The following is a 16,866-nucleotide window of genomic DNA, read 5'->3' as shown; positions in this document are numbered from 1 at the left end:
ACAGTGGTCAAAGGGTGATTAAGGTAAATCCGGAAGGCAGGGTAAGGAGTGATTTTGCCCGGGTTAAATTTGAGTATATATCATCCGGGTAAATTAAGTAAACCCCCCCCTCGAAAAGATCGATGAACGGACGAAAGTCAAATCTTTAGCTAATTAATAATCTAATGAACTTATTTAATATTCTTTTGAGTTTTAGGTTGAGGCTTTTATATTCGCTACCTGTTCAAAAAAGAGTTCCCGGCAATTCGAGCCGGGACATAAGGGTTAGCAAGCTTTCATGATCGAGCTCAAGGGTATTTTTCAGACGTACAAGGGCTCTACAGGCCCGGTCGAGGCGCTGAGGGGTGTCGACCTTCACATCCATCCAGGCGAGGTCTACGGCATCATCGGCCGCAGCGGTGCGGGCAAAAGCTCGCTGGTGCGCGTGGTCAACCTGCTGAACCGGCCGACGGCCGGCCAGGTACTGGTAGGTGGCCGGGAACTGACCGCGCTGAACGGCGAAGCGCTGCGTGTGGCGCGGCGCGATATCGGCATCATCTTTCAGCATTTCAATTTGCTGTCGTCACGCACCGTGTACGGCAACGTCGCCTTGCCGCTGGAAATTGCGGGCTTGTCGGCCGCGGACATCAGGGCGCGTGTTGAGCCCTTGCTGGACCTCGTCGGCCTGAGTGCACTGGCAAACCGTTACCCGGCGCAGATCAGCGGCGGGCAAAAGCAGCGTGTGGGCATTGCGCGCGCACTGGCCAACCGGCCCAAGGTGCTGTTGTCGGATGAGGCAACGTCTGCGCTGGACCCGGAAACCACGCGCTCCATCCTCGGCCTGCTGCGCCAGATCAACAAGGAATTCGGCCTCACCATCGTCCTGATCACGCACCAGATGCAGGTTATCAAGCAGGTGGCAGACCGCGTGGCGGTGATCGACGCCGGACGCATTGTTGAAAGCGGCCCGGTGATCGACGTGTTCACACGGCCCCAACACGACACCACACGCAGCCTGATCGCCGAGATCGTGCCGCAGGAGTTGCCCGACAGCGTGCTGGCGCGCATCCGCACGCTGATGAGCGCCGAGCACCCTGAAGAAGGCCAATTGCTCCGCCTGGCTTTTGCGGGCGACGAGTCGGACCGTCCGCTGCTGTCGGACGTGATCCGCCGCTTTGGCATTGACCTGTCCATCGTGCACGGGCAGGTCGATGAAATCCAGGGCAAGCCTTTCGGCTCGCTGGCGGTGTTTGCGCGTGGTGCGCGTGAGCAGCTCAACGCAGCGGTGGCGCATTTGCGCGGTGCCGGTGTGCATGTCGACGAGGTTGGTGCAGATTTATCTGGAGGTCTGGCTCATGTTCAGTAATTTCTCACAAGCCCTGCTTGAGCTCTTTGTCAGCTCGCTGTGGGAAACCATCATCATGGTCGGCATCTCGGGCGCAGTCGGCGCGCTCCTCGGCATTCCGCTGGGGGTGTTTTTGCGCTTGACGGACGAGGGCGGCGTGCTGCAGAACGCGGGCGTGAACCGCGTCGTCGGTGGCCTTGTCAATGCGGTGCGTTCCACGCCTTTCATCATTTTGCTGGTGGCCATCATTCCGCTGACGCGCTTCATCACCGGGTCATCCATCGGAACGGCAGCGGCGGTGGTGCCGCTCACCATCGCGGCGGCGCCGTTCATTGCGCGTCTGGTGGAAACCTCGCTGCGCGAGGTGGACCACGGGCTCATCGAAGCCGCGCTGGCCATGGGTGCGACCACGCGGCAAATCGTCTTCAAGGTACTGTTGCCCGAGGCGCTGCCCGGCATCGTCGCGGGCCTGACCATCACCTTCGTCAGCCTGACGGGTTACTCGGCCATGGCCGGCGCCATTGGCGGCGGCGGGCTGGGCGATCTGGGCATCCGCTACGGCTACCAGCGTTTCCTGCCTGAAGTCATGCTGGCCGTGGTGCTGGTGCTCATTTTGTTTGTGCAGGCTGTGCAAAGCCTGGGCGACTGGGCCGTCCGCCGGCTGAGCCACAAATGACCCCATCCATCCACGACAGCCATGCGCGGCGATGTTGGTTGCTATGCTTTTGATAGCTGCTTGCGCCAATTTCTATTGGGCTAGAGCGCGATTTGCCTCTTGAAAAAGGCCTGAGAGCCGACTTTCAGGTCACAACAGATTCATTCCGGATTCATTCCAGATTCATTCATCTTCAAAAAAGGAAACACCATGAAAAAACGCACCCTCATCCAGTCCGCCGTCGCACTCGCGCTGGCTGCCTCCTTCGCCGGCGCCGTGCTGGCGCAAGACAAGCCGCTGAAGATCGGCGTCACCGCCGGCCCGCACGCGCAGATTTTTGAGCAGGTCAAAAAGATCGCCGAAAAAGACGGCCTGAAGATCCAGATCGTCGAGTTCAGCGACTACATCCAGCCCAACGCCGCGCTGGCCGCCGGCGACCTGGACGGCAACAGTTACCAGCACAAGCCCTTCCTCGATCAGCAGGTCAAGGACCGTGGCTACAAGATCGTCAACGTCGGCTACACCGTGAACTTTCCGATCGGCCTCTATTCCAAAAAGGTCAAGAGCCTGGCCGAGCTGAAAGAGGGCGCGCGTTTCGGTATTCCCAATGACCCGACCAATGGCGGCCGTGTGTTGCTGGTGCTGCAGGACAAGGGCCTGATCAAACTCAAACCCGAAGCCGGCTTGAAGGCCACGCCGCTCGACGTGATCGAGAACACGAAGAAACTGAAATTTGTGGAGCTTGACGCCGCGCAGCTGCCGCGCTCGCTGGACGATCTGGATGCCTCGGCCGTCAACACCAACTACGCGCTGTCAGCCGGGCTGAACCCCAAGGATGCGATTGCCCAGGAAGCCGCCAAGTCACCGTATGTCAACCTGCTGGCCGTGCGTGAGCAGGACAAGGACAAGCCTTGGGTGGCCAAGCTGGTCAAGGCCTACCACTCGGAAGAAATCCGCAAGTATGTGCAGGCCGAGTTCAAGGGTGCGGTGCTGGCAGGGTTCTGAACGCAAGCCCGGCGGAGCGCAAAAAGCAGGACCTTGGTGGACCGGCGCCGACAAGAGTGCTGGCTTGCCGGCTTCACCAGGCGGCTGAAGGGAGCGGGTCTTTTGCGCCGTGGCAGCTGCGCGTTTTCGGGTCGGCGCTTTGGGAGCGTCGGCGCATTCTGTCCTGCAGTCCTACAGAATGTGATGGTGAACTGATTTAAAACCGGGAATGTCTTTTGACATTGCTGGTTTGATCAGCCCCGTTCCTCTCATCCCTTCTGGAGAATCCCATGGCCCAGTACAACATTGCCGTCATCATCGGCAGTATCCGCAAAGACTCTTTCAACAAGAAACTCGCCAAGGCGCTGGAAAAGCTGTTCCCCGCAGACTTCAGTTTCACCGCCGTGCGCATTGACGATTTGCCGCTGTACAACCAGGACGATGACGGCAATCCGTCAGCACAGGTCAAACGCCTCAAGGGCGAGATCACGGCGGCGCAAGGCCTGTTGTTCTTCACGCCAGAATACAACCGCTCGATCCCCGGCGTGCTGAAAAATGCCATTGACCACGCTTCGCGCCCTTATGGCCAGAGCGTATGGGACGGCAAGCCCGCCGGTGTCATTGGGGCCTCGGTCGGTGCTATTGGCACCGCGCTGGCCCAGCAGCACCTGCGCAATATCCTGGCCTACCTCAACGTGCCCACGCTGGGCCAGCCTGAAGCCTTTGTGCACAACAAGGAAGGCCTGTACGACGCCGATGGCAACATCAGCGAGGCCAGCCGCAAGTTCCTGCAGGGCTGGGTCGATGCCTATGTGGGTTTTGTCAAAACGCACGCGGGTGCCTGAGCCATGGCCTCCGCGCCTGCTCCTGCGAAACCCGCCGGTAGCCCGCTTGCCGAGCCTTCGCTTCACCGCGTCATGGGTCCATGGCTGCTGCTGTTGTTCATCGTCGGCGACATCCTGGGCACCGGCATCTATGCGCTGACGGGCCAGGTGGCCAAGCAGGTCGGCGGGGTCGTCTGGCTGCCTTTTGTGGTGGCCTTTGTGGTCGCACTGATTACGGCTTTCAGCTACCTTGAACTGGTCACCAAATACCCGCGCGCCGCCGGCGCGGCGCTCTATGCGCACAAGGCCTTTGGCGTTCACTTCATCACTTTCATCATCGCGTTTGCGGTGATGTGCTCGGGCATCACGTCCGCGTCGACGGCTTCGCGTGCCTTCGCGGCCAACCTGGCGGGCGCGTTTGACCTGGACCTGGGACGCGGCCTGGGCATCACGGCGGTGGGCCTGTTGTTCATGGCGGCGGTGGCGGCCGTCAACTTTCGCGGCGTGGGGGAAAGCGTCAAGGCCAATGTGGTGCTGACCTGCGTGGAACTCACCGGGCTGTTGATCATCATCTGCATCGGCATGTGGGCCATTGGCACCGGGCAGGGCGATGTATCACGGGTCACGCAGTTCAAGGCTTCCCCAGAAAGCGGAGGCGCGTTCTGGTCGGTGATCGCGGGGACCACGCTGGCCTTTTTTGCGATGGTCGGCTTCGAGGACTCGGTCAACATGGCCGAGGAGTGCAAGGAGCCGTCAAACATCTTTCCCAAGGTGCTGCTGGCGGGCCTGTTCATCACCGGCATCATTTATGTGCTGGTGTCCGTCTCGGCGATCACGCTGGTCTCGCCCGAGAAGCTGGGTGAGGGTGAAACCCCGCTGCTGCAGGTGGTGCAGGCGGGCGCGCCGGGCTTTCCGGTGGAGCTGTTCGGCTTTATCACCATGTTCGCCGTTGCCAACAGCGCGCTCATCAACATGCTGATGGCGAGCCGGCTGGTCTACGGCATGAGCCGGGAGGGTGTATTGCCTCCCGTGCTGGGCAAGGTGCACGCGGCGCGGCGCACGCCTTACGTAGCGATTGGCTTTACCACCTTGCTGGCCTTCGGCCTGATTGCCTTTGTGGGTGAAGTACCGGCATTGGGCGGCACCACGGCGCTGCTATTGCTGGCCGTGTTCACGGTGGTCAATATCTCGGTGCTGGTGCTGCGCAAGGACAAGGTGGCTCACAGGCACTTTCGCACGCCAACGGTGCTGCCGGTGCTGGGCGCCGTCTGCTGCGCTTTTCTGGTGGGCCCGTGGACGGGACGCGCCAGCATTCAGTACACCATTGCCGCTATCCTGCTGGCGATTGGGGTGGTGTTGTGGGGCGTGACCCTGCTGGTGCAGCGCGCGGCGCCGAGCAAGGCCGCCAGCGCACCGGCCGGTTAGCCTGCTCCGGCTGGCCGGGCGCTGATCAGGCGCCGTTTAGAACGGCGCGTCGCCTTCAATCGTGGTGCGGTAGAGTTTGCGACGCAGGTGGTCGGGCGTGCCGGCGGCCAGGTGGGTGACCGAGCGGTTGTCCCAGAACACCATGTCATGCGGCTGCCATTGGTGGCGGTAGATGAGTTCAGGGCGCGACGTGTGCTCAAACAATTCGCTCAGCAGTGCCAGGCTTTCGTCTTCCGGTATGTCCAGGATGCGGGTGGTGAAATGCTCGCTGACAAAAAGCGCCTTGCGGCCGTTTTCAGGATGGGTGCGCACGACGGGGTGGACGACCGGCTTGACTTCTTCAACCTGCTCCTGCGTGAGCTTGGGCCGCCACGGGTTGCGGCTGCGCAGCTCTTCGTATTTGGCGAGGTAGGTGTGTTCGGCGCGCAGACCCTCCACGGCGGTCTTCAGCGCTGTGGGCAGGGTGTCCCAGGCGGTGTGCTGGTTGGCGAACAGCGTGTCGCCGCCTTCGGAGGGCAGCTCCTGCGCATGCAGCAGCGAGCCCAGGCTGGGTTTGTCTTTATAGGACAGGTCCGAGTGCCAGAAATGGCCGGCGTCGCCCAGGCCGATGGGTTCGCCGTTTTCCTTGATATTGGAAACGATCAGGATTTCCGGGTGGTTTTGCAGCTGGAAGTTTTTCAGCACATGGATCTGCAGCGGCCCAAAGCGGCGGCTGAAGTCAACGTGCTGCTGCGGGGTGATGCGCTGGTCGCGAAAAACCAGCACATGGTGATCGAGGTGCGCGCGGTGGATGCGGCTGAAGTCCGCCGTGCTGAGCGGCCTGGACAAATCCATGCCCAGCACTTCGGCGCCTAGCGGGGCGTCAAAGGGCCGGATTTCGATCGAGGAATGGGTGTGTTCGTGCTGCGTGGTTGCTGCCGCATTTGCGCGATCACCTGGGGCCAAAGTCGCTGTCATCGTCACCTTTCATCGTCATTTTCAGCTTCACTTCTCAGCTGCACCCGGCTCTGCCGGCCAGCCGAAGAGTGTAGGGGTGCCCCAGCTGAAAACCAACAACCTATTTAGTGGTTGCTAATTACTTTTAGGTCTGGTCTGCTGCCCTCAGCAGTGACGGCAACAAAAAAGCCCGCAAATGCGGGCTTTTTATGGGCGGCGCTACGGCGTAGCGCCGGGCACTGGCAACTCAGGCAGCCAGTGCGGCCTTTTCCTGGTTGGCGGATTTTTGGGTGTGAGCCACGATTTCAATCTGCGCGGCTTCCAGGGCGGCTGCCTTGGCGGCTTCGCCCATGGCCAGGCCTTCAGCGCGCACAAAACGCACGTCGGTGATACCGAAGAAACCGAACACGACCTTCAGGTAGCTTTCCTGGTGTTCCAGGGCCGTCATGGCGTCGCTGGTCGAATACACACCACCGCGGGCGGACGCCACGATCACCGTCTTGCCGCCGGCCAGGCCAACGGGGCCTTTATCGGTGTACTTGAAGGTGCGGCCGACTTGCGCAATGCGGTCGATCCAGGCCTTGAGCTGGCTGGGGATCGCGAAGTTGTAGAGCGGTGCGCCCACAACGATCACGTCGGCAGCCAGGAACTGCGACACCAGTGCTTCAGACACGGCGTTTTCACGCTTTTGCATGTCGCTCAGGGCGGCGTCGGCAGGCATGCGAAAACCGAGCGATTCGGCGGAAAGGTGGGAGGGCGTGTCGGCGGCCAGGTCGAGGTAGCTGACTTCGGTGCCGGGGTTGGCGGTGGTCCATGAGGCCACGATCTGGGCCGTGAGTTGGCGGGAAACCGAGTTGCCGCCGAGGATGCTGGAGTCAATGTGAAGAAGCTTGGTCATGGTGGATTCCTTGTGAAGTGTTTGATCAGGTGGGATGAGTCGGTTTTTCAGGCCGTGTTCACCTTGAACCGCAGCCATGGAATAGATTGTGCGGATGAGTCGAGTGATTGATAAGTCGGCAAAAATGTGACTTATCGTCCTGTTGGTGGGACAATTGCTCGCTCAAAATCATGATTTGCCTGGATCGGGCCTTCTCACGACTGTCCAGGCTTGTCCCATCCGGACCTTTGGCGCCGGAATGAAATCGACGAAAGGACATTCCCTTTATGCAAGACCTCAATGACATGCTGTACTTCGCCGAAGTGGTGGAACGGGGTGGCTTTGCCGCAGCCGGCCGGGCATTGGGACTGCCCAAGTCGCGCCTGTCGCGCCGCGTGGCTGAACTGGAGGCGCGGCTGGGTGCGCGGCTGTTGCAGCGCACCACACGCAAGCTCTCACTGACCGAGGTCGGCGAGATCTACCTGCGCCACTGCAGTGTCATGCGCGACGAGGCACTGGCCGCATCGGAAGCTGTGGCGCAAATGCAGGTTGAGCCGCGCGGCACGCTGCGCATCACCTGCCCGGTGACGCTGGCCCAAAGCGCGGTGGGCTACCTGGTGCCGCGCTACATGGCGCTTCATCCCCACGTGAAAATCGACATGCGCGTGACCAACCGGGTGATTGACCTGGTGGAAGAGGGCATCGACATCGCCCTGCGCGTGCGGCCCACGCTGGAAGACAGCGGAAGCCTGATCGTGAAGAACCTGGGCACCAGCACCGGCCGCCTGCTGGCCAGCCCGGATCTGCTGAAGCGCCAGGGCACGCCCGTAAAACCCGAAGACCTGCAAAAGCTCGACACCGTGGCCATGTCCTGGGTGGACGGCCGCGCGTCGTGGACGCTGGTGGGACCCGACGGGAAAGAGTTTGTCCTGCATCACCAGCCGCGCTATGTGGCCGATGACCTGCAAACCCTGAAGCTGGCTTTGCTGGCGGGGACCGGCATGAGTTTTTTGCCCGAGTCTCTGAGCGCGGCGGAGCAGCAGGCGCAATTGCTGGTGCCGGTGCTGCCCGGCTGGGCGCTTCGCCCCGGTGTGGCGCATGCGGTGTTCACGTCGCGGCGCGGGCAGAGTCCGGCGGTTCGGAGCTTTCTGGACTTTCTGGGAGAGCGGATGCGGGGTGAAAACCTGGTTTGAAGGGTCGATTCGGAGGATCGGCCAGCCGCGGGGTGAGTGAAGGTGCTATGAATTTGATAGCTGTCATTGCCCGTTCTTATTGGGCTGATGGCGGTTCTAATATTCAAAGATCGGCCAGAACGACGGAAAAACTGGCTGCCGGTGGGTCACTGCAAGTGCTGCTTTTCATGAGAAATATTGTTGTAGGCCAATAGAACTGGGCGCTAGCAGCTATCAAAAGAATAGCGGCTTGCAGTGACCAAAACAGTGCAATCGTTATTCTTTTATTGAGATAAATTAAGAGCTATATATTCTTTTGAGTTTTAACGCTTGCTCCCCACAATGCTTTGATCAGCAATCAAGGAGCACAGCATGGCTACTCTCAGACTCGGCGACACCGCCCCCGACTTCACCCAGGACTCCACCGCTGGCAAGATTTCCTTTCACCAGTGGGCTGGCGATTCCTGGGTGGTGCTGTTTTCGCACCCCGCAGACTTCACGCCCGTCTGCACCACCGAACTGGGCAAAACCGCGGCCCTGAGCAGCGAATTTGCCAAACGCAACGTCAAACCCATCGCCGTCAGCGTGGACCCGCTCGACAAGCACGGCCAGTGGGTCAATGACATCAACGAGACGCAGAACACGACCGTCAACTTCCCCATCTTGGCCGATGCGGACAAGACCGTGGCCAACCTCTACGACATGATCCACCCGAACGCTTCCACCACGGCCACGGTGCGCAGCGTTTTCATCATCGATCCCAAAAAGGTCATCCGCACCACCTTCACGTATCCGGCCAGCACCGGGCGCAACTTTGACGAGATTCTGCGCGTCGTCGACTCGCTGCAGCTGACCGACAGCCACAAGGTGGCAACGCCCGCCAACTGGAAAGATGGCGACGACGTCGTGATCGTGCCCAGCCTGCAGGATCCGGCCGAGCTTGCCGTGCGCTTTCCCAAAGGCTTCAAGGCAGTACGGCCTTATTTGCGCATCACGCCCCAGCCAAACAAATGATGGCCCCCACGCTTTTCGCTTCGCGTAGTACGCTGCCCCCCGAGGGGGCCGCTGCGCCTGCGGCCCGGCAAAGCCGGTTCCGCGGCCCCGGCTTGCGAATGGCAGCGCAGTTGCCCGCAGTGGCGCTTGGTGTGGCTCGCTTGCTTGAAACCTGCTGAGAATCACTACCGTGCGTTTCATCATCGTCCCTGGCTGGCGCGACTCGGGCCCCGGCCACTGGCAAAGCCTGTGGGCCGAGCGCCTGAGCAATGCAGTGCGCGTGCGCCAGGACGACTGGATCACACCTTCGCGCAAAGCCTGGATCGCGTCGCTGGCCAACACCATCGTGCTGCAGGACGAGCCCGTCGTGATCGTGGCGCACAGCCTGGGCTGCATTGCCACGGCGCATTTGCCGCCTGAGGCCGCAGAGCGCATCCACGGCGCTTTGCTGGTAGCGCCGGCAGACCCGGAGCGCCGCGCTGTGCTGAGCGACTTTGCGCCGGTACCCTACCAGAAGCTGCCGTACCGCAGCGTGCTGGTGGCCAGCAGCAACGACCCGTATTGCCCGGTGCGTCTGGCTGGCGCCTATGCCCGTGCCTGGGGCAGCGAGTTTGTGCGCATGCAAGATGCCGGACACATCAACATTGAATCGGGCCACGGCGAATGGCCTTTGGGCATTGCCCTGTTGCAGTCGCTGGCAGGAGATGCGTCCCTGACGGCCGCGCACCTTGATTTTTCTTCTTCGGCAAATTCTTCGTCTTCTTCTTTTGGATCCCTGGAAACGGCATGACTTCTTCAAAACTAAAAATCGCCCTTGCAACACTGGCACTGGCAGCGGGCGCTTCATTCACAGGCACGGCCTCGGCACAAACGCTTCTCAATGGCTCGTATGACGTGGCGCGCGAGTTTTACAAGGAATACAACGCCGCTTTCATTGCCCACTACAAAAAAACTGCGGGCAAAGACATCAAGGTTGACCAGTCGCACGGTGGCTCCAGCGCCATCGCGCGCTCCGTGGCCGACGGCCTGGATGCCGATGTGGTCACCATGAACACCTCCACCGACGTGGACTTCCTGGCCGGTGCCGGTGTGGTCGCCAAGGACTGGACGAAGAAATTTCCCGACAACGCATCACCCACCACATCCACCATGCTCTTCCTGGTGCGCAACGGCAACCCCAAGGGCATCAAGGACTGGGACGACCTCCTCAAGCCCGGCATCCAGGTGATTCTGGTGAATCCAAAAACCGGTGGCAATGGCCGCTACGCTTACCTTGCCGCCTGGGGTTACGCCAAGAAGAAGGGCGCCACTGACGTGCAGGCCGCCGAGTTCGTCGGCAAGCTGTACAAAAACGTTCCAGTGCTGGGCAAGGGCGGTCGCGACGCGACCACGGTGTTCCTGCAACGCAATATCGGCGATGTGCTGATCACCTTCGAGTCCGAAGTGCTGTCGGTGAACAGGGAGTTCGGCGAAGGCAAGGTGGACGCGGTCTACCCGTCCATCAGCGTCCTGGCCGAGAACCCGGTGGCGGTGGTGGAGCGCACCGTAGCCAAAAAGGGTACGGCAGACCTGGCCAAGGCCTACCTGAACTACCTTTATTCAGATGAAGGCCAGGAAATTGCCGCACGCCATGCATTGCGTCCGCGCTCGCAGGCCATCCTGAAAAAATACGCCAGCACCTTCAAGCCGCTGCAGCTTTTTACGGTGCAGGAGCTGTTCGGTAGCCTCGGCGAGGCGCAAAAAGTGCACTTCAATGACGGCGGGCAGTTCGACAAGCTGTACACCGTCAAGTAAACAGCGCCATCATGACTGCCTTGTCTTCTGTGGCGCCGCCTTCCGCGGTGGTGCCGGGTGTGCCTGCGGGTAGCAAACGCGCCGCAAAACGCGTGCTGCCCGGCTTCCGCCTCACGCTGGGCTACACCGTTCTCTACCTCAGCCTGATCGTGTTGATCCCGATCTCGGCGCTGTTTTTCAAAACCTTCACGCTGAGCTGGGACCAGTTCATCACGGCGGTGACATCGCCGCGCGTGCTGGCGTCTTACCGTCTTACGTTTGGGGCATCGCTGATCGCCGCATTGGTGAACCTGGTGTTTGGTCTGCTGCTGGCCTGGGTGCTGGTGCGCTACAAATTCCCGGGCAAAAAGATCGTCGACGCGCTGGTGGACTTGCCTTTTGCGCTGCCGACGGCCGTGGCCGGCATTTCGCTGACGGCATTGCTGGCCGGCAACGGCTGGATAGGCCAGTACCTCGAGCCCATGGGTATCAAGCTGGCGTTCACGCCAGCCGGTGTGGTGATTGCGCTGATCTTCATCGGCCTGCCGTTTGTGGTGCGCACGGTGCAGCCGGTGCTGGAAGACGCCGAGAAAGAACTCGAAGAAGCCGCCACCTCGCTGGGCGCCACGCGCCTACAGATATTCACCAAGGTCATCCTGCCGCACATCACACCGGCCTTGCTCACCGGCTTTGCCATGGCGTTCGCGCGAGCGATTGGCGAATACGGATCGGTCATCTTCATCGCCGGCAACATGCCCATGGTTTCTGAAATCACGCCCCTCATCATCATCGGCAAGCTCGAGCAATATGACTACGCCGGCGCAACGGCCGTTGCGGTGGTGATGCTGCTGGTGTCGTTTGTCCTGCTGCTCGTCATTAACGGCCTGCAAGCCTGGCAGCGCCGCAACGCGGGAGCCCCGGCATGAAACAGGCCCCCACGCTTGTCGCTTCGCGTACTGCGCTGCCCCCCGAGGGGGCTGAGCTTGCTCGGGGCGGCCCTTCGCGGCGCTCGGCCGTTTCATCCCAGCCCAACCGCCGTGTCGCGTCCGGCACGACCGAATCCCCGTGGGTTCGCTACACGCTGATCACGGTCGCGCTGACGTTTGTCTTGCTGTTCCTGATCCTGCCGCTGGCCGCCGTGTTCACCGAAGGCCTGCGCAAGGGCTTTGGCGCCTACCTTGCCGCGCTACAGGAGCCCGATGCCTGGTCGGCCATCAAGCTTACCTTGATTGCCGCCGCGATTGCCGTGCCGCTGAACCTGGTGTTTGGCGTGGCCGCGGCTTGGGCGATTGCCAAGTACGAGTTCCGCGGCAAGTCGGTTCTGACGACGCTGGTAGATCTGCCGTTTTCCGTGTCGCCCGTGGTGGCCGGCCTGATCTACGTGCTGATCTTTGGCGCACAGGGCTGGTTCGGGCCGTGGCTTCTGGCACATGACATCAAGATCATTTTTGCCGTGCCCGGCATTGTGCTGGCCACGGTGTTTGTGACGTTTCCGTTCATCGCGCGTGAGCTGATCCCGCTGATGCAGGCACAAGGCAACGACGAAGAGCAGGCCGCCATTGTGCTCGGTGCCACGGGCTGGCAAACCTTTTGGCATGTGACCCTGCCGAACATCAAGTGGGGCCTGGTGTACGGCGTCATCCTGTGCAACGCACGCGCCATGGGAGAGTTTGGTGCGGTGTCGGTGGTGTCGGGCCACATTCGTGGGCAGACCAACACGCTGCCGCTCCACGTTGAAATTCTGTACAACGAATACCAGTCCGTCGCCGCATTCGCCGTGGCGTCGCTGCTGGCCATCCTCGCGCTGGTCACGCTGGTCATCAAGTCGGTCGCCGAATGGCGCCACGAAGCAGAAATGAAAGCCGCGGCCGATTTGCCGCCTGAGCGCCCACAGCCCCAAGCTGCTGTGGCAGCCGTTCGCTAAAGGAAACATCATGAGCATCGAAATCCGCAACGTCAGCAAACATTTTGGCGACTTCCAGGCGCTGGGCGATGTCAGCCTGGACATTCAATCGGGCGAACTCGTCGCCTTGCTCGGCCCTTCAGGCTGCGGCAAGACCACGCTGCTGCGCATCATTGCCGGCCTGGAAACGGCCGACCGCGGCAGCATCCTCTTCAGCGGTGAAGACACCACCGACGTGCATGTCCGCGAGCGCCAGGTCGGCTTTGTCTTTCAGCACTACGCCTTGTTCCGCCACATGACGGTGTTTGAAAACGTGGCTTTCGGCCTGCGCGTTAAACCCCGCGGCCAGCGGCCCAGCGAAGCGCAGATCAAGGAAAAAGTCCACTCTCTGCTCAACCTGGTGCAACTCGACTGGCTGGCCGAGCGCTTCCCGTCACAGCTGTCTGGCGGGCAGCGCCAGCGCATTGCCCTGGCCCGTGCGCTGGCGGTGGAGCCCAAGGTGCTGCTGCTCGACGAACCCTTCGGCGCGCTCGACGCCAAGGTGCGCAAAGAGCTGCGCCGCTGGCTGCGCCGCCTGCACGACGACCTGCATGTCACCAGCATTTTTGTGACGCACGACCAGGAAGAAGCGCTGGAAGTCGCCGACCGCGTGGTGCTGATGAACCAGGGCAAGGTCGAACAGATCGGTTCGCCGCAAGAGGTTTGGGACCATCCGGCCAGCCCGTTTGTGTACGGCTTCCTCGGTGACGTGAACCTGTTCCACGGCCGCGCACACGAGGGTGAAGTCCAGCTCGAAGGCCTGCGCCTCAATTCACCCGAACACGCCGGCGCACAGGACGCCAAGGCCTTTGCCTATGTGCGCCCGCACGATCTGGACGTGCAGCGTTATGCACCGGGCGCCGAAGGCATCGTCGCCCACCTGGAGCGTGCCATTGTGATCGGCCCGATCGCGCGGCTTGAGTTGATTCCCGCAGAAGGCTATGAGCAAAAAGGCAAAGTTTCAGGCGATTCGATCATTGAAGCCCAGATGACTTCACAGCAATTTGCCGAGATGGGTTTGCGCGAAGGCGACATGCTGGTGGTGACGCCGCGCAAGGCGAGGGTGTTTGTGGAGGGGTAGTCGCGCGCCCGGCTTTAACCAATATGCTGCTGCAAACCCTCGACCAATGCGTCGAAGGTGACGCGGCAACGCGGGCTGTGGCGCAGGTCTTCGTGCATGGTCAGCCAGGTTTCGAGTTTGAAGGACAACTCGCCAGGCAGAACCCGCACCAAGGCGGGGTCACGCGCCGCCAGCGCTGACTGGCACACACCAATGCCGGCGCCGGCACGTATCAGTGCCAGTTGTGCGAGGTCGCTGTCGGTACGTGTGGAAAATGCCGCCCGCTTCCATGCGGGCAAGGCTTTGCGCGCCGAACGCAGGAAGGGTGTCTCTTCGTCAAACCCGATCAGCGCATGCTGCGCCAGGTCCGTTGATGATTGCGGCGTCCCGCGCGCGTCCAGGTAATCGCGGCGCGCGTAGAGACCCAGCTCCACTTCGCCCACACTTCGGGCGATCAACAGGTCCTGCTTGGGCTGTGTCATTCGCACGGCAATGTCGGCTTCGCGTTGCAGCAGGTCCTGCACGCGGTTGGTCAGAACCAGTTCTATCGTCAGCCCCGGGTGCGTGCGCTGCAGTTGCGCGACGATGGGGGGCAGCACTTCGACGCCGATGACTTCGCTCACTGTGACCCGCACCGTGCCGCGCACACCGTCACCCTGGCTTTCGGCGGCGCGGCGCAGGGCGGCTGCGGCGCTGGCCATTTCCTCGGCGAAGGGCTGGAGCCCCAGTGCGGCTTCGGTCGGCGCAAACCCGGTTTGTGAGCGCGTGAACAACGCCAGGCCGAGCGACTTTTCAAGCGAGGCGACATGGCGCCCGACCGTAGGTTGTGCCACGCCCAAAGACCGTGCCGCACCTGAGAGCGAACCCTCGCGCAGCACCCCTAAAAACGAGCGGTAAAGCTCCCAGCCAGCATCTTCTTCCATACAAAAATGTATAGCCGTTACCCTGCTTTAGTCAATTCCATTTTGATGCCTCAGGTCCCAGAATTTCCCCATCGCAACTTTTTTGGGGATTGACATGAGCAACAAACAAGACAGATCAAACACGGCTCTGGTCCTGGGTGCAACCGGTGGCATCGGCGGTGAGGTCGCTCGGCAACTGGAGGCGGCAGGCTGGCAGGTTCGCGCCCTTCGCCGAGGAGAGCCGCGGCCAGGCGAGCAACGTGGCGGCATCATCTGGCTGTGTGGCGATGCGATGAACCCGGGTGATGTCATGGCTGCAGCCCAAGGCTGCGGCGTGATAGTGCACGCCGTCAATCCGCCCGGCTATCGCCGCTGGGGCGAGCTGGTGCTGCCCATGCTGGACAACACAATTGCGGCCGCCCGGGCGCAGGGCGCGACCATCGTGTTGCCCGGTACGGTCTACAACTACGGGCCGGACGCATTTCCGAGCCTGCGGGAGGATTCACCGCAACACCCGCAAACGGCCAAAGGTGCGATTCGCGTGCAACTCGAGCAGCGGCTCAAGGACGCAACCACCGACAGCGGCCAGGGCAGCTGCCGGGTGATCATCGTGCGTGCGGGGGACTTCTTCGGGCCAACTTCTGGCAACAACTGGTTCTCGCAGGGCCTGATTCAGCCGGGCGCGCCGGTGCGCAGCGTGAAGCTCCCCGGCAAACCTGGCGTCGGCCACCAATGGGCTTATCTGCCGGACGTGGCGCGCACGATGGTCGCTTTGTTGGCCCGGCGTGACGTTCTGCCTGCGTTTGCAACATTCCACATGAATGGCCAGTGGGATGCCGACGGCCGCCAGCTGGCTGAGGCGATCTGCCGTGTCGTCGCACGGCGCGGTGGCCCTCAGCCGTCAATCAAATCCTTTCCCTGGTGGGCGGTGACGCTGGCCGCGCCCTTTGTGGAGACCCTGCGCGAGCTGCGTCAGATGCGCTACCTCTGGAACACGCCGGTACGCCTGGACAACGCCTCCCTGGTGGCGGCGCTCGGTGCGGAGCCGCACACGCCGCTGGACATTGCTATGGAGGAAACCCTGCAAGGGCTGGGCTGCCTTGGTGCGCATGGCGAGGATGTCAATCAGGGGAATGTCAGCCATTGCTGATACAAACCGGGCCCCGCCTCTTGATGTCGTCAAACGCTTTCAGTTGGGCTAGGCCGGCTTTGGGGCGCGCCAGGCTACTGGCTCGTGCCAAACCTCAATGCCGACCTGGCCCGCGCCCGTTCGGCTTCCACTTCCCGGTTGCGCGGTTCGGCGTTGGTCACCAGCGACCGCATCAGAACCCGTGCCGAGGCCGCGACTTCTTCTACCGCACGATCGAATGCCGCTTCGTTTGCTTTGGAGGGGACGTTGAAGCCGCTGAGCTTTCTCACGAATTGAAGCGAAGCGTCACGGATCTCGAGTTCCGTAGCCGGCGGCTCGAAGTTGAACAAGGTCTTGATGTTGCGGCACATGGCGGCTCCTCGAAGCAAAAGACTTGAAATCATTCAAGGTGCATTTTGCCGCCAGCCTTAAACCTTCGTCCATCTTGGTTTTATCTATTCAGCAGGCCTGATCACTACCGACTCTGCCGAGGCAGTGAAAGGCCCGTGGTACACCGCTTCGATGTTGTTGCCGTCCGGGTCCAGCACAAAGGCGGCATAGTAGCCGGGGTGGTATTTGCGTTCGCCCGGTGCGCCATTGTCGGTGCCGCCTGCGGCCAAGGCGGCTTCGTAGAAGGCTTTGACCTCTGCGTGATCTTTAGCCCGGAAGGCCAGATGAACGTGCGAGGTGGGGCCGTCGGCCTGGTCCATCCACAACTCGTCGGCCGAGAAATGGTCGTCGGCTTCCTGGATGGCACTTTCCTTGTTTAGTGACTTCAGCACGGCGCGGTAAAAGCGCTTGCTGGCCGCGAGGTCGTGGGCGCGCAGGTGGACATGGTCGATGAGTCGTCCGCGGTGTATTTCCATCATG

Annotated in this window: 18 protein-coding genes; 13 read left to right on the top strand and 5 right to left on the bottom strand. The window is 61.5% G+C overall.

Annotated elements, in window-relative coordinates; all coding sequences use genetic code 11:
- Positions 1-277 precede the first annotated feature (277 nt).
- The 5 genes from ACQ4MS_RS20460 (at position 278) to ACQ4MS_RS20440 (ending at position 5,212) form a co-directional block, all read left to right on the top strand.
- Positions 278-1,345, top strand: a complete 1,068-nt coding sequence (locus tag ACQ4MS_RS20460; RefSeq protein WP_431096556.1) for a methionine ABC transporter ATP-binding protein — start codon at positions 278-280, stop codon at positions 1,343-1,345.
- A complete protein-coding gene (locus ACQ4MS_RS20455; RefSeq protein ID WP_431096555.1) occupies positions 1,335-2,000 on the top strand; it encodes a methionine ABC transporter permease in 666 nt (221 codons plus the stop codon). The genes ACQ4MS_RS20460 and ACQ4MS_RS20455 overlap by 11 nt, the downstream gene beginning before the upstream one ends.
- A 189-nt stretch (positions 2,001-2,189) precedes the next feature.
- Positions 2,190-2,984: a MetQ/NlpA family ABC transporter substrate-binding protein gene (locus ACQ4MS_RS20450; RefSeq protein WP_431096554.1), complete on the top strand. Its 795-nt coding sequence runs from the start codon at positions 2,190-2,192 to the stop codon at positions 2,982-2,984.
- A gap of 269 nt (positions 2,985-3,253) precedes the next feature.
- Entirely contained in the window at positions 3,254-3,808 is a 555-nt protein-coding gene (locus ACQ4MS_RS20445) for an NADPH-dependent FMN reductase (protein WP_431096553.1), read from the top strand.
- 3 nt (positions 3,809-3,811) lie between these two features.
- On the top strand, positions 3,812-5,212 hold the full coding sequence (locus ACQ4MS_RS20440; protein WP_431096552.1) for an APC family permease: 1,401 nt from the start codon (positions 3,812-3,814) through the stop codon (positions 5,210-5,212).
- Positions 5,213-5,248: 36 nt separating this feature from the next.
- Here ACQ4MS_RS20440 and ACQ4MS_RS20435 read toward each other — a convergent pair whose 3' ends face one another.
- Together ACQ4MS_RS20435 and ACQ4MS_RS20430 are read right to left on the bottom strand one after the other, a co-directional pair.
- A complete protein-coding gene (locus tag ACQ4MS_RS20435; protein ID WP_431096551.1) occupies positions 5,249-6,169 on the bottom strand; it encodes a TauD/TfdA dioxygenase family protein in 921 nt (306 codons plus the stop codon).
- A gap of 226 nt (positions 6,170-6,395) precedes the next feature.
- Positions 6,396-7,046 carry an FMN-dependent NADH-azoreductase gene (locus ACQ4MS_RS20430; RefSeq protein WP_431096550.1) on the bottom strand — a complete coding sequence of 217 codons (651 nt, stop codon included), beginning with the start codon at positions 7,044-7,046 and terminating at the stop codon, positions 6,396-6,398.
- A 266-nt stretch (positions 7,047-7,312) separates the two neighbouring features.
- On the opposite strand from ACQ4MS_RS20430, the gene ACQ4MS_RS20425 reads away from it, so the two are divergent.
- From ACQ4MS_RS20425 to ACQ4MS_RS20395, 7 genes are all read left to right on the top strand, one after another.
- Positions 7,313-8,218: a LysR substrate-binding domain-containing protein gene (locus tag ACQ4MS_RS20425; protein WP_431096548.1), complete on the top strand. Its 906-nt coding sequence runs from the start codon at positions 7,313-7,315 to the stop codon at positions 8,216-8,218.
- A gap of 351 nt (positions 8,219-8,569) precedes the next feature.
- Positions 8,570-9,211 (top strand): peroxiredoxin, encoded by a 642-nt coding sequence (locus ACQ4MS_RS20420; protein ID WP_431096547.1) that lies wholly within the window; start codon positions 8,570-8,572, stop codon positions 9,209-9,211.
- Between the two features lie 169 nt (positions 9,212-9,380).
- Positions 9,381-9,980: an RBBP9/YdeN family alpha/beta hydrolase gene (locus ACQ4MS_RS20415; RefSeq protein WP_431096545.1), complete on the top strand. Its 600-nt coding sequence runs from the start codon at positions 9,381-9,383 to the stop codon at positions 9,978-9,980.
- The gene (locus tag ACQ4MS_RS20410; RefSeq protein WP_431096543.1) at positions 9,977-10,984 is read left to right on the top strand and encodes a sulfate ABC transporter substrate-binding protein; all 1,008 of its coding nucleotides are present in this window, start codon (positions 9,977-9,979) and stop codon (positions 10,982-10,984) included. Before ACQ4MS_RS20415 ends, ACQ4MS_RS20410 begins: the two co-directional genes overlap by 4 nt.
- Before the next feature lie 11 nt (positions 10,985-10,995).
- Positions 10,996-11,889, top strand: coding sequence for a sulfate ABC transporter permease subunit CysT (cysT, locus tag ACQ4MS_RS20405; protein ID WP_431096542.1), 894 nt, complete (start codon positions 10,996-10,998; stop codon positions 11,887-11,889).
- Complete coding sequence (gene cysW / locus ACQ4MS_RS20400) at positions 11,886-12,887, top strand: sulfate ABC transporter permease subunit CysW (protein WP_431096541.1); 1,002 nt, start codon at positions 11,886-11,888, stop codon at positions 12,885-12,887. The genes cysT and cysW overlap by 4 nt, the downstream gene beginning before the upstream one ends.
- A 10-nt stretch (positions 12,888-12,897) precedes the next feature.
- Positions 12,898-13,986, top strand: a complete 1,089-nt coding sequence (locus tag ACQ4MS_RS20395; RefSeq protein WP_431096539.1) for a sulfate/molybdate ABC transporter ATP-binding protein — start codon at positions 12,898-12,900, stop codon at positions 13,984-13,986.
- Between the two features lie 14 nt (positions 13,987-14,000).
- On the opposite strand, the gene ACQ4MS_RS20390 is transcribed toward ACQ4MS_RS20395, so the two are convergent.
- The gene (locus ACQ4MS_RS20390) at positions 14,001-14,888 is read right to left on the bottom strand and encodes a LysR family transcriptional regulator (protein ID WP_431096538.1); all 888 of its coding nucleotides are present in this window, start codon (positions 14,886-14,888) and stop codon (positions 14,001-14,003) included.
- A gap of 94 nt (positions 14,889-14,982) precedes the next feature.
- Here ACQ4MS_RS20390 and ACQ4MS_RS20385 point away from each other — a divergent pair, with 94 nt between their 5' ends.
- Positions 14,983-16,017, top strand: coding sequence for an NAD-dependent epimerase/dehydratase family protein (locus ACQ4MS_RS20385; RefSeq protein WP_431096537.1), 1,035 nt, complete (start codon positions 14,983-14,985; stop codon positions 16,015-16,017).
- Positions 16,018-16,091: 74 nt separating this feature from the next.
- Here the strand turns inward: ACQ4MS_RS20385 and ACQ4MS_RS20380 are convergent, their stop codons facing one another.
- Positions 16,092-16,367, bottom strand: coding sequence for a DUF2277 domain-containing protein (locus tag ACQ4MS_RS20380; protein WP_431096535.1), 276 nt, complete (start codon positions 16,365-16,367; stop codon positions 16,092-16,094).
- 84 nt (positions 16,368-16,451) lie between these two features.
- Positions 16,452-16,862, bottom strand: coding sequence for a VOC family protein (locus ACQ4MS_RS20375; RefSeq protein WP_431096533.1), 411 nt, complete (start codon positions 16,860-16,862; stop codon positions 16,452-16,454).
- Positions 16,863-16,866 lie beyond the last annotated feature (4 nt).

It is taken from the genome of Polaromonas aquatica, from assembly GCF_050626995.1.
Lineage (GTDB): Bacteria > Pseudomonadota > Gammaproteobacteria > Burkholderiales > Burkholderiaceae_C > Polaromonas > Polaromonas aquatica_A.
The sequence above is the reverse complement of the archived record's forward strand: the minus strand, read 5'-3'. Positions and strand labels throughout refer to the sequence as shown.

Excerpts from the sequence above, each read along its gene's own strand:
- ACQ4MS_RS20460 (WP_431096556.1), top strand. The coding sequence starts at position 278 with ATGATCGAGCTCAAGGGTATTTTTCAGACGTACAAGGGCTCTACAGGC.
- ACQ4MS_RS20455 (WP_431096555.1), top strand. The coding sequence starts at position 1,335 with ATGTTCAGTAATTTCTCACAAGCCCTGCTTGAGCTCTTTGTCAGCTCG.
- ACQ4MS_RS20450 (WP_431096554.1), top strand. The coding sequence starts at position 2,190 with ATGAAAAAACGCACCCTCATCCAGTCCGCCGTCGCACTCGCGCTGGCT.
- ACQ4MS_RS20445 (WP_431096553.1), top strand. The coding sequence starts at position 3,254 with ATGGCCCAGTACAACATTGCCGTCATCATCGGCAGTATCCGCAAAGAC.
- ACQ4MS_RS20440 (WP_431096552.1), top strand. The coding sequence starts at position 3,812 with ATGGCCTCCGCGCCTGCTCCTGCGAAACCCGCCGGTAGCCCGCTTGCC.
- ACQ4MS_RS20435 (WP_431096551.1), bottom strand. The coding sequence starts at position 6,169 with ATGACAGCGACTTTGGCCCCAGGTGATCGCGCAAATGCGGCAGCAACC.
- ACQ4MS_RS20430 (WP_431096550.1), bottom strand. The coding sequence starts at position 7,046 with ATGACCAAGCTTCTTCACATTGACTCCAGCATCCTCGGCGGCAACTCG.
- ACQ4MS_RS20425 (WP_431096548.1), top strand. The coding sequence starts at position 7,313 with ATGCAAGACCTCAATGACATGCTGTACTTCGCCGAAGTGGTGGAACGG.
- ACQ4MS_RS20420 (WP_431096547.1), top strand. The coding sequence starts at position 8,570 with ATGGCTACTCTCAGACTCGGCGACACCGCCCCCGACTTCACCCAGGAC.
- ACQ4MS_RS20410 (WP_431096543.1), top strand. The coding sequence starts at position 9,977 with ATGACTTCTTCAAAACTAAAAATCGCCCTTGCAACACTGGCACTGGCA.
- cysT (WP_431096542.1), top strand. The coding sequence starts at position 10,996 with ATGACTGCCTTGTCTTCTGTGGCGCCGCCTTCCGCGGTGGTGCCGGGT.
- cysW (WP_431096541.1), top strand. The coding sequence starts at position 11,886 with ATGAAACAGGCCCCCACGCTTGTCGCTTCGCGTACTGCGCTGCCCCCC.
- ACQ4MS_RS20395 (WP_431096539.1), top strand. The coding sequence starts at position 12,898 with ATGAGCATCGAAATCCGCAACGTCAGCAAACATTTTGGCGACTTCCAG.
- ACQ4MS_RS20390 (WP_431096538.1), bottom strand. The coding sequence starts at position 14,888 with ATGGAAGAAGATGCTGGCTGGGAGCTTTACCGCTCGTTTTTAGGGGTG.
- ACQ4MS_RS20385 (WP_431096537.1), top strand. The coding sequence starts at position 14,983 with ATGAGCAACAAACAAGACAGATCAAACACGGCTCTGGTCCTGGGTGCA.
- ACQ4MS_RS20380 (WP_431096535.1), bottom strand. The coding sequence starts at position 16,367 with ATGTGCCGCAACATCAAGACCTTGTTCAACTTCGAGCCGCCGGCTACG.
- ACQ4MS_RS20375 (WP_431096533.1), bottom strand. The coding sequence starts at position 16,862 with ATGGAAATACACCGCGGACGACTCATCGACCATGTCCACCTGCGCGCC.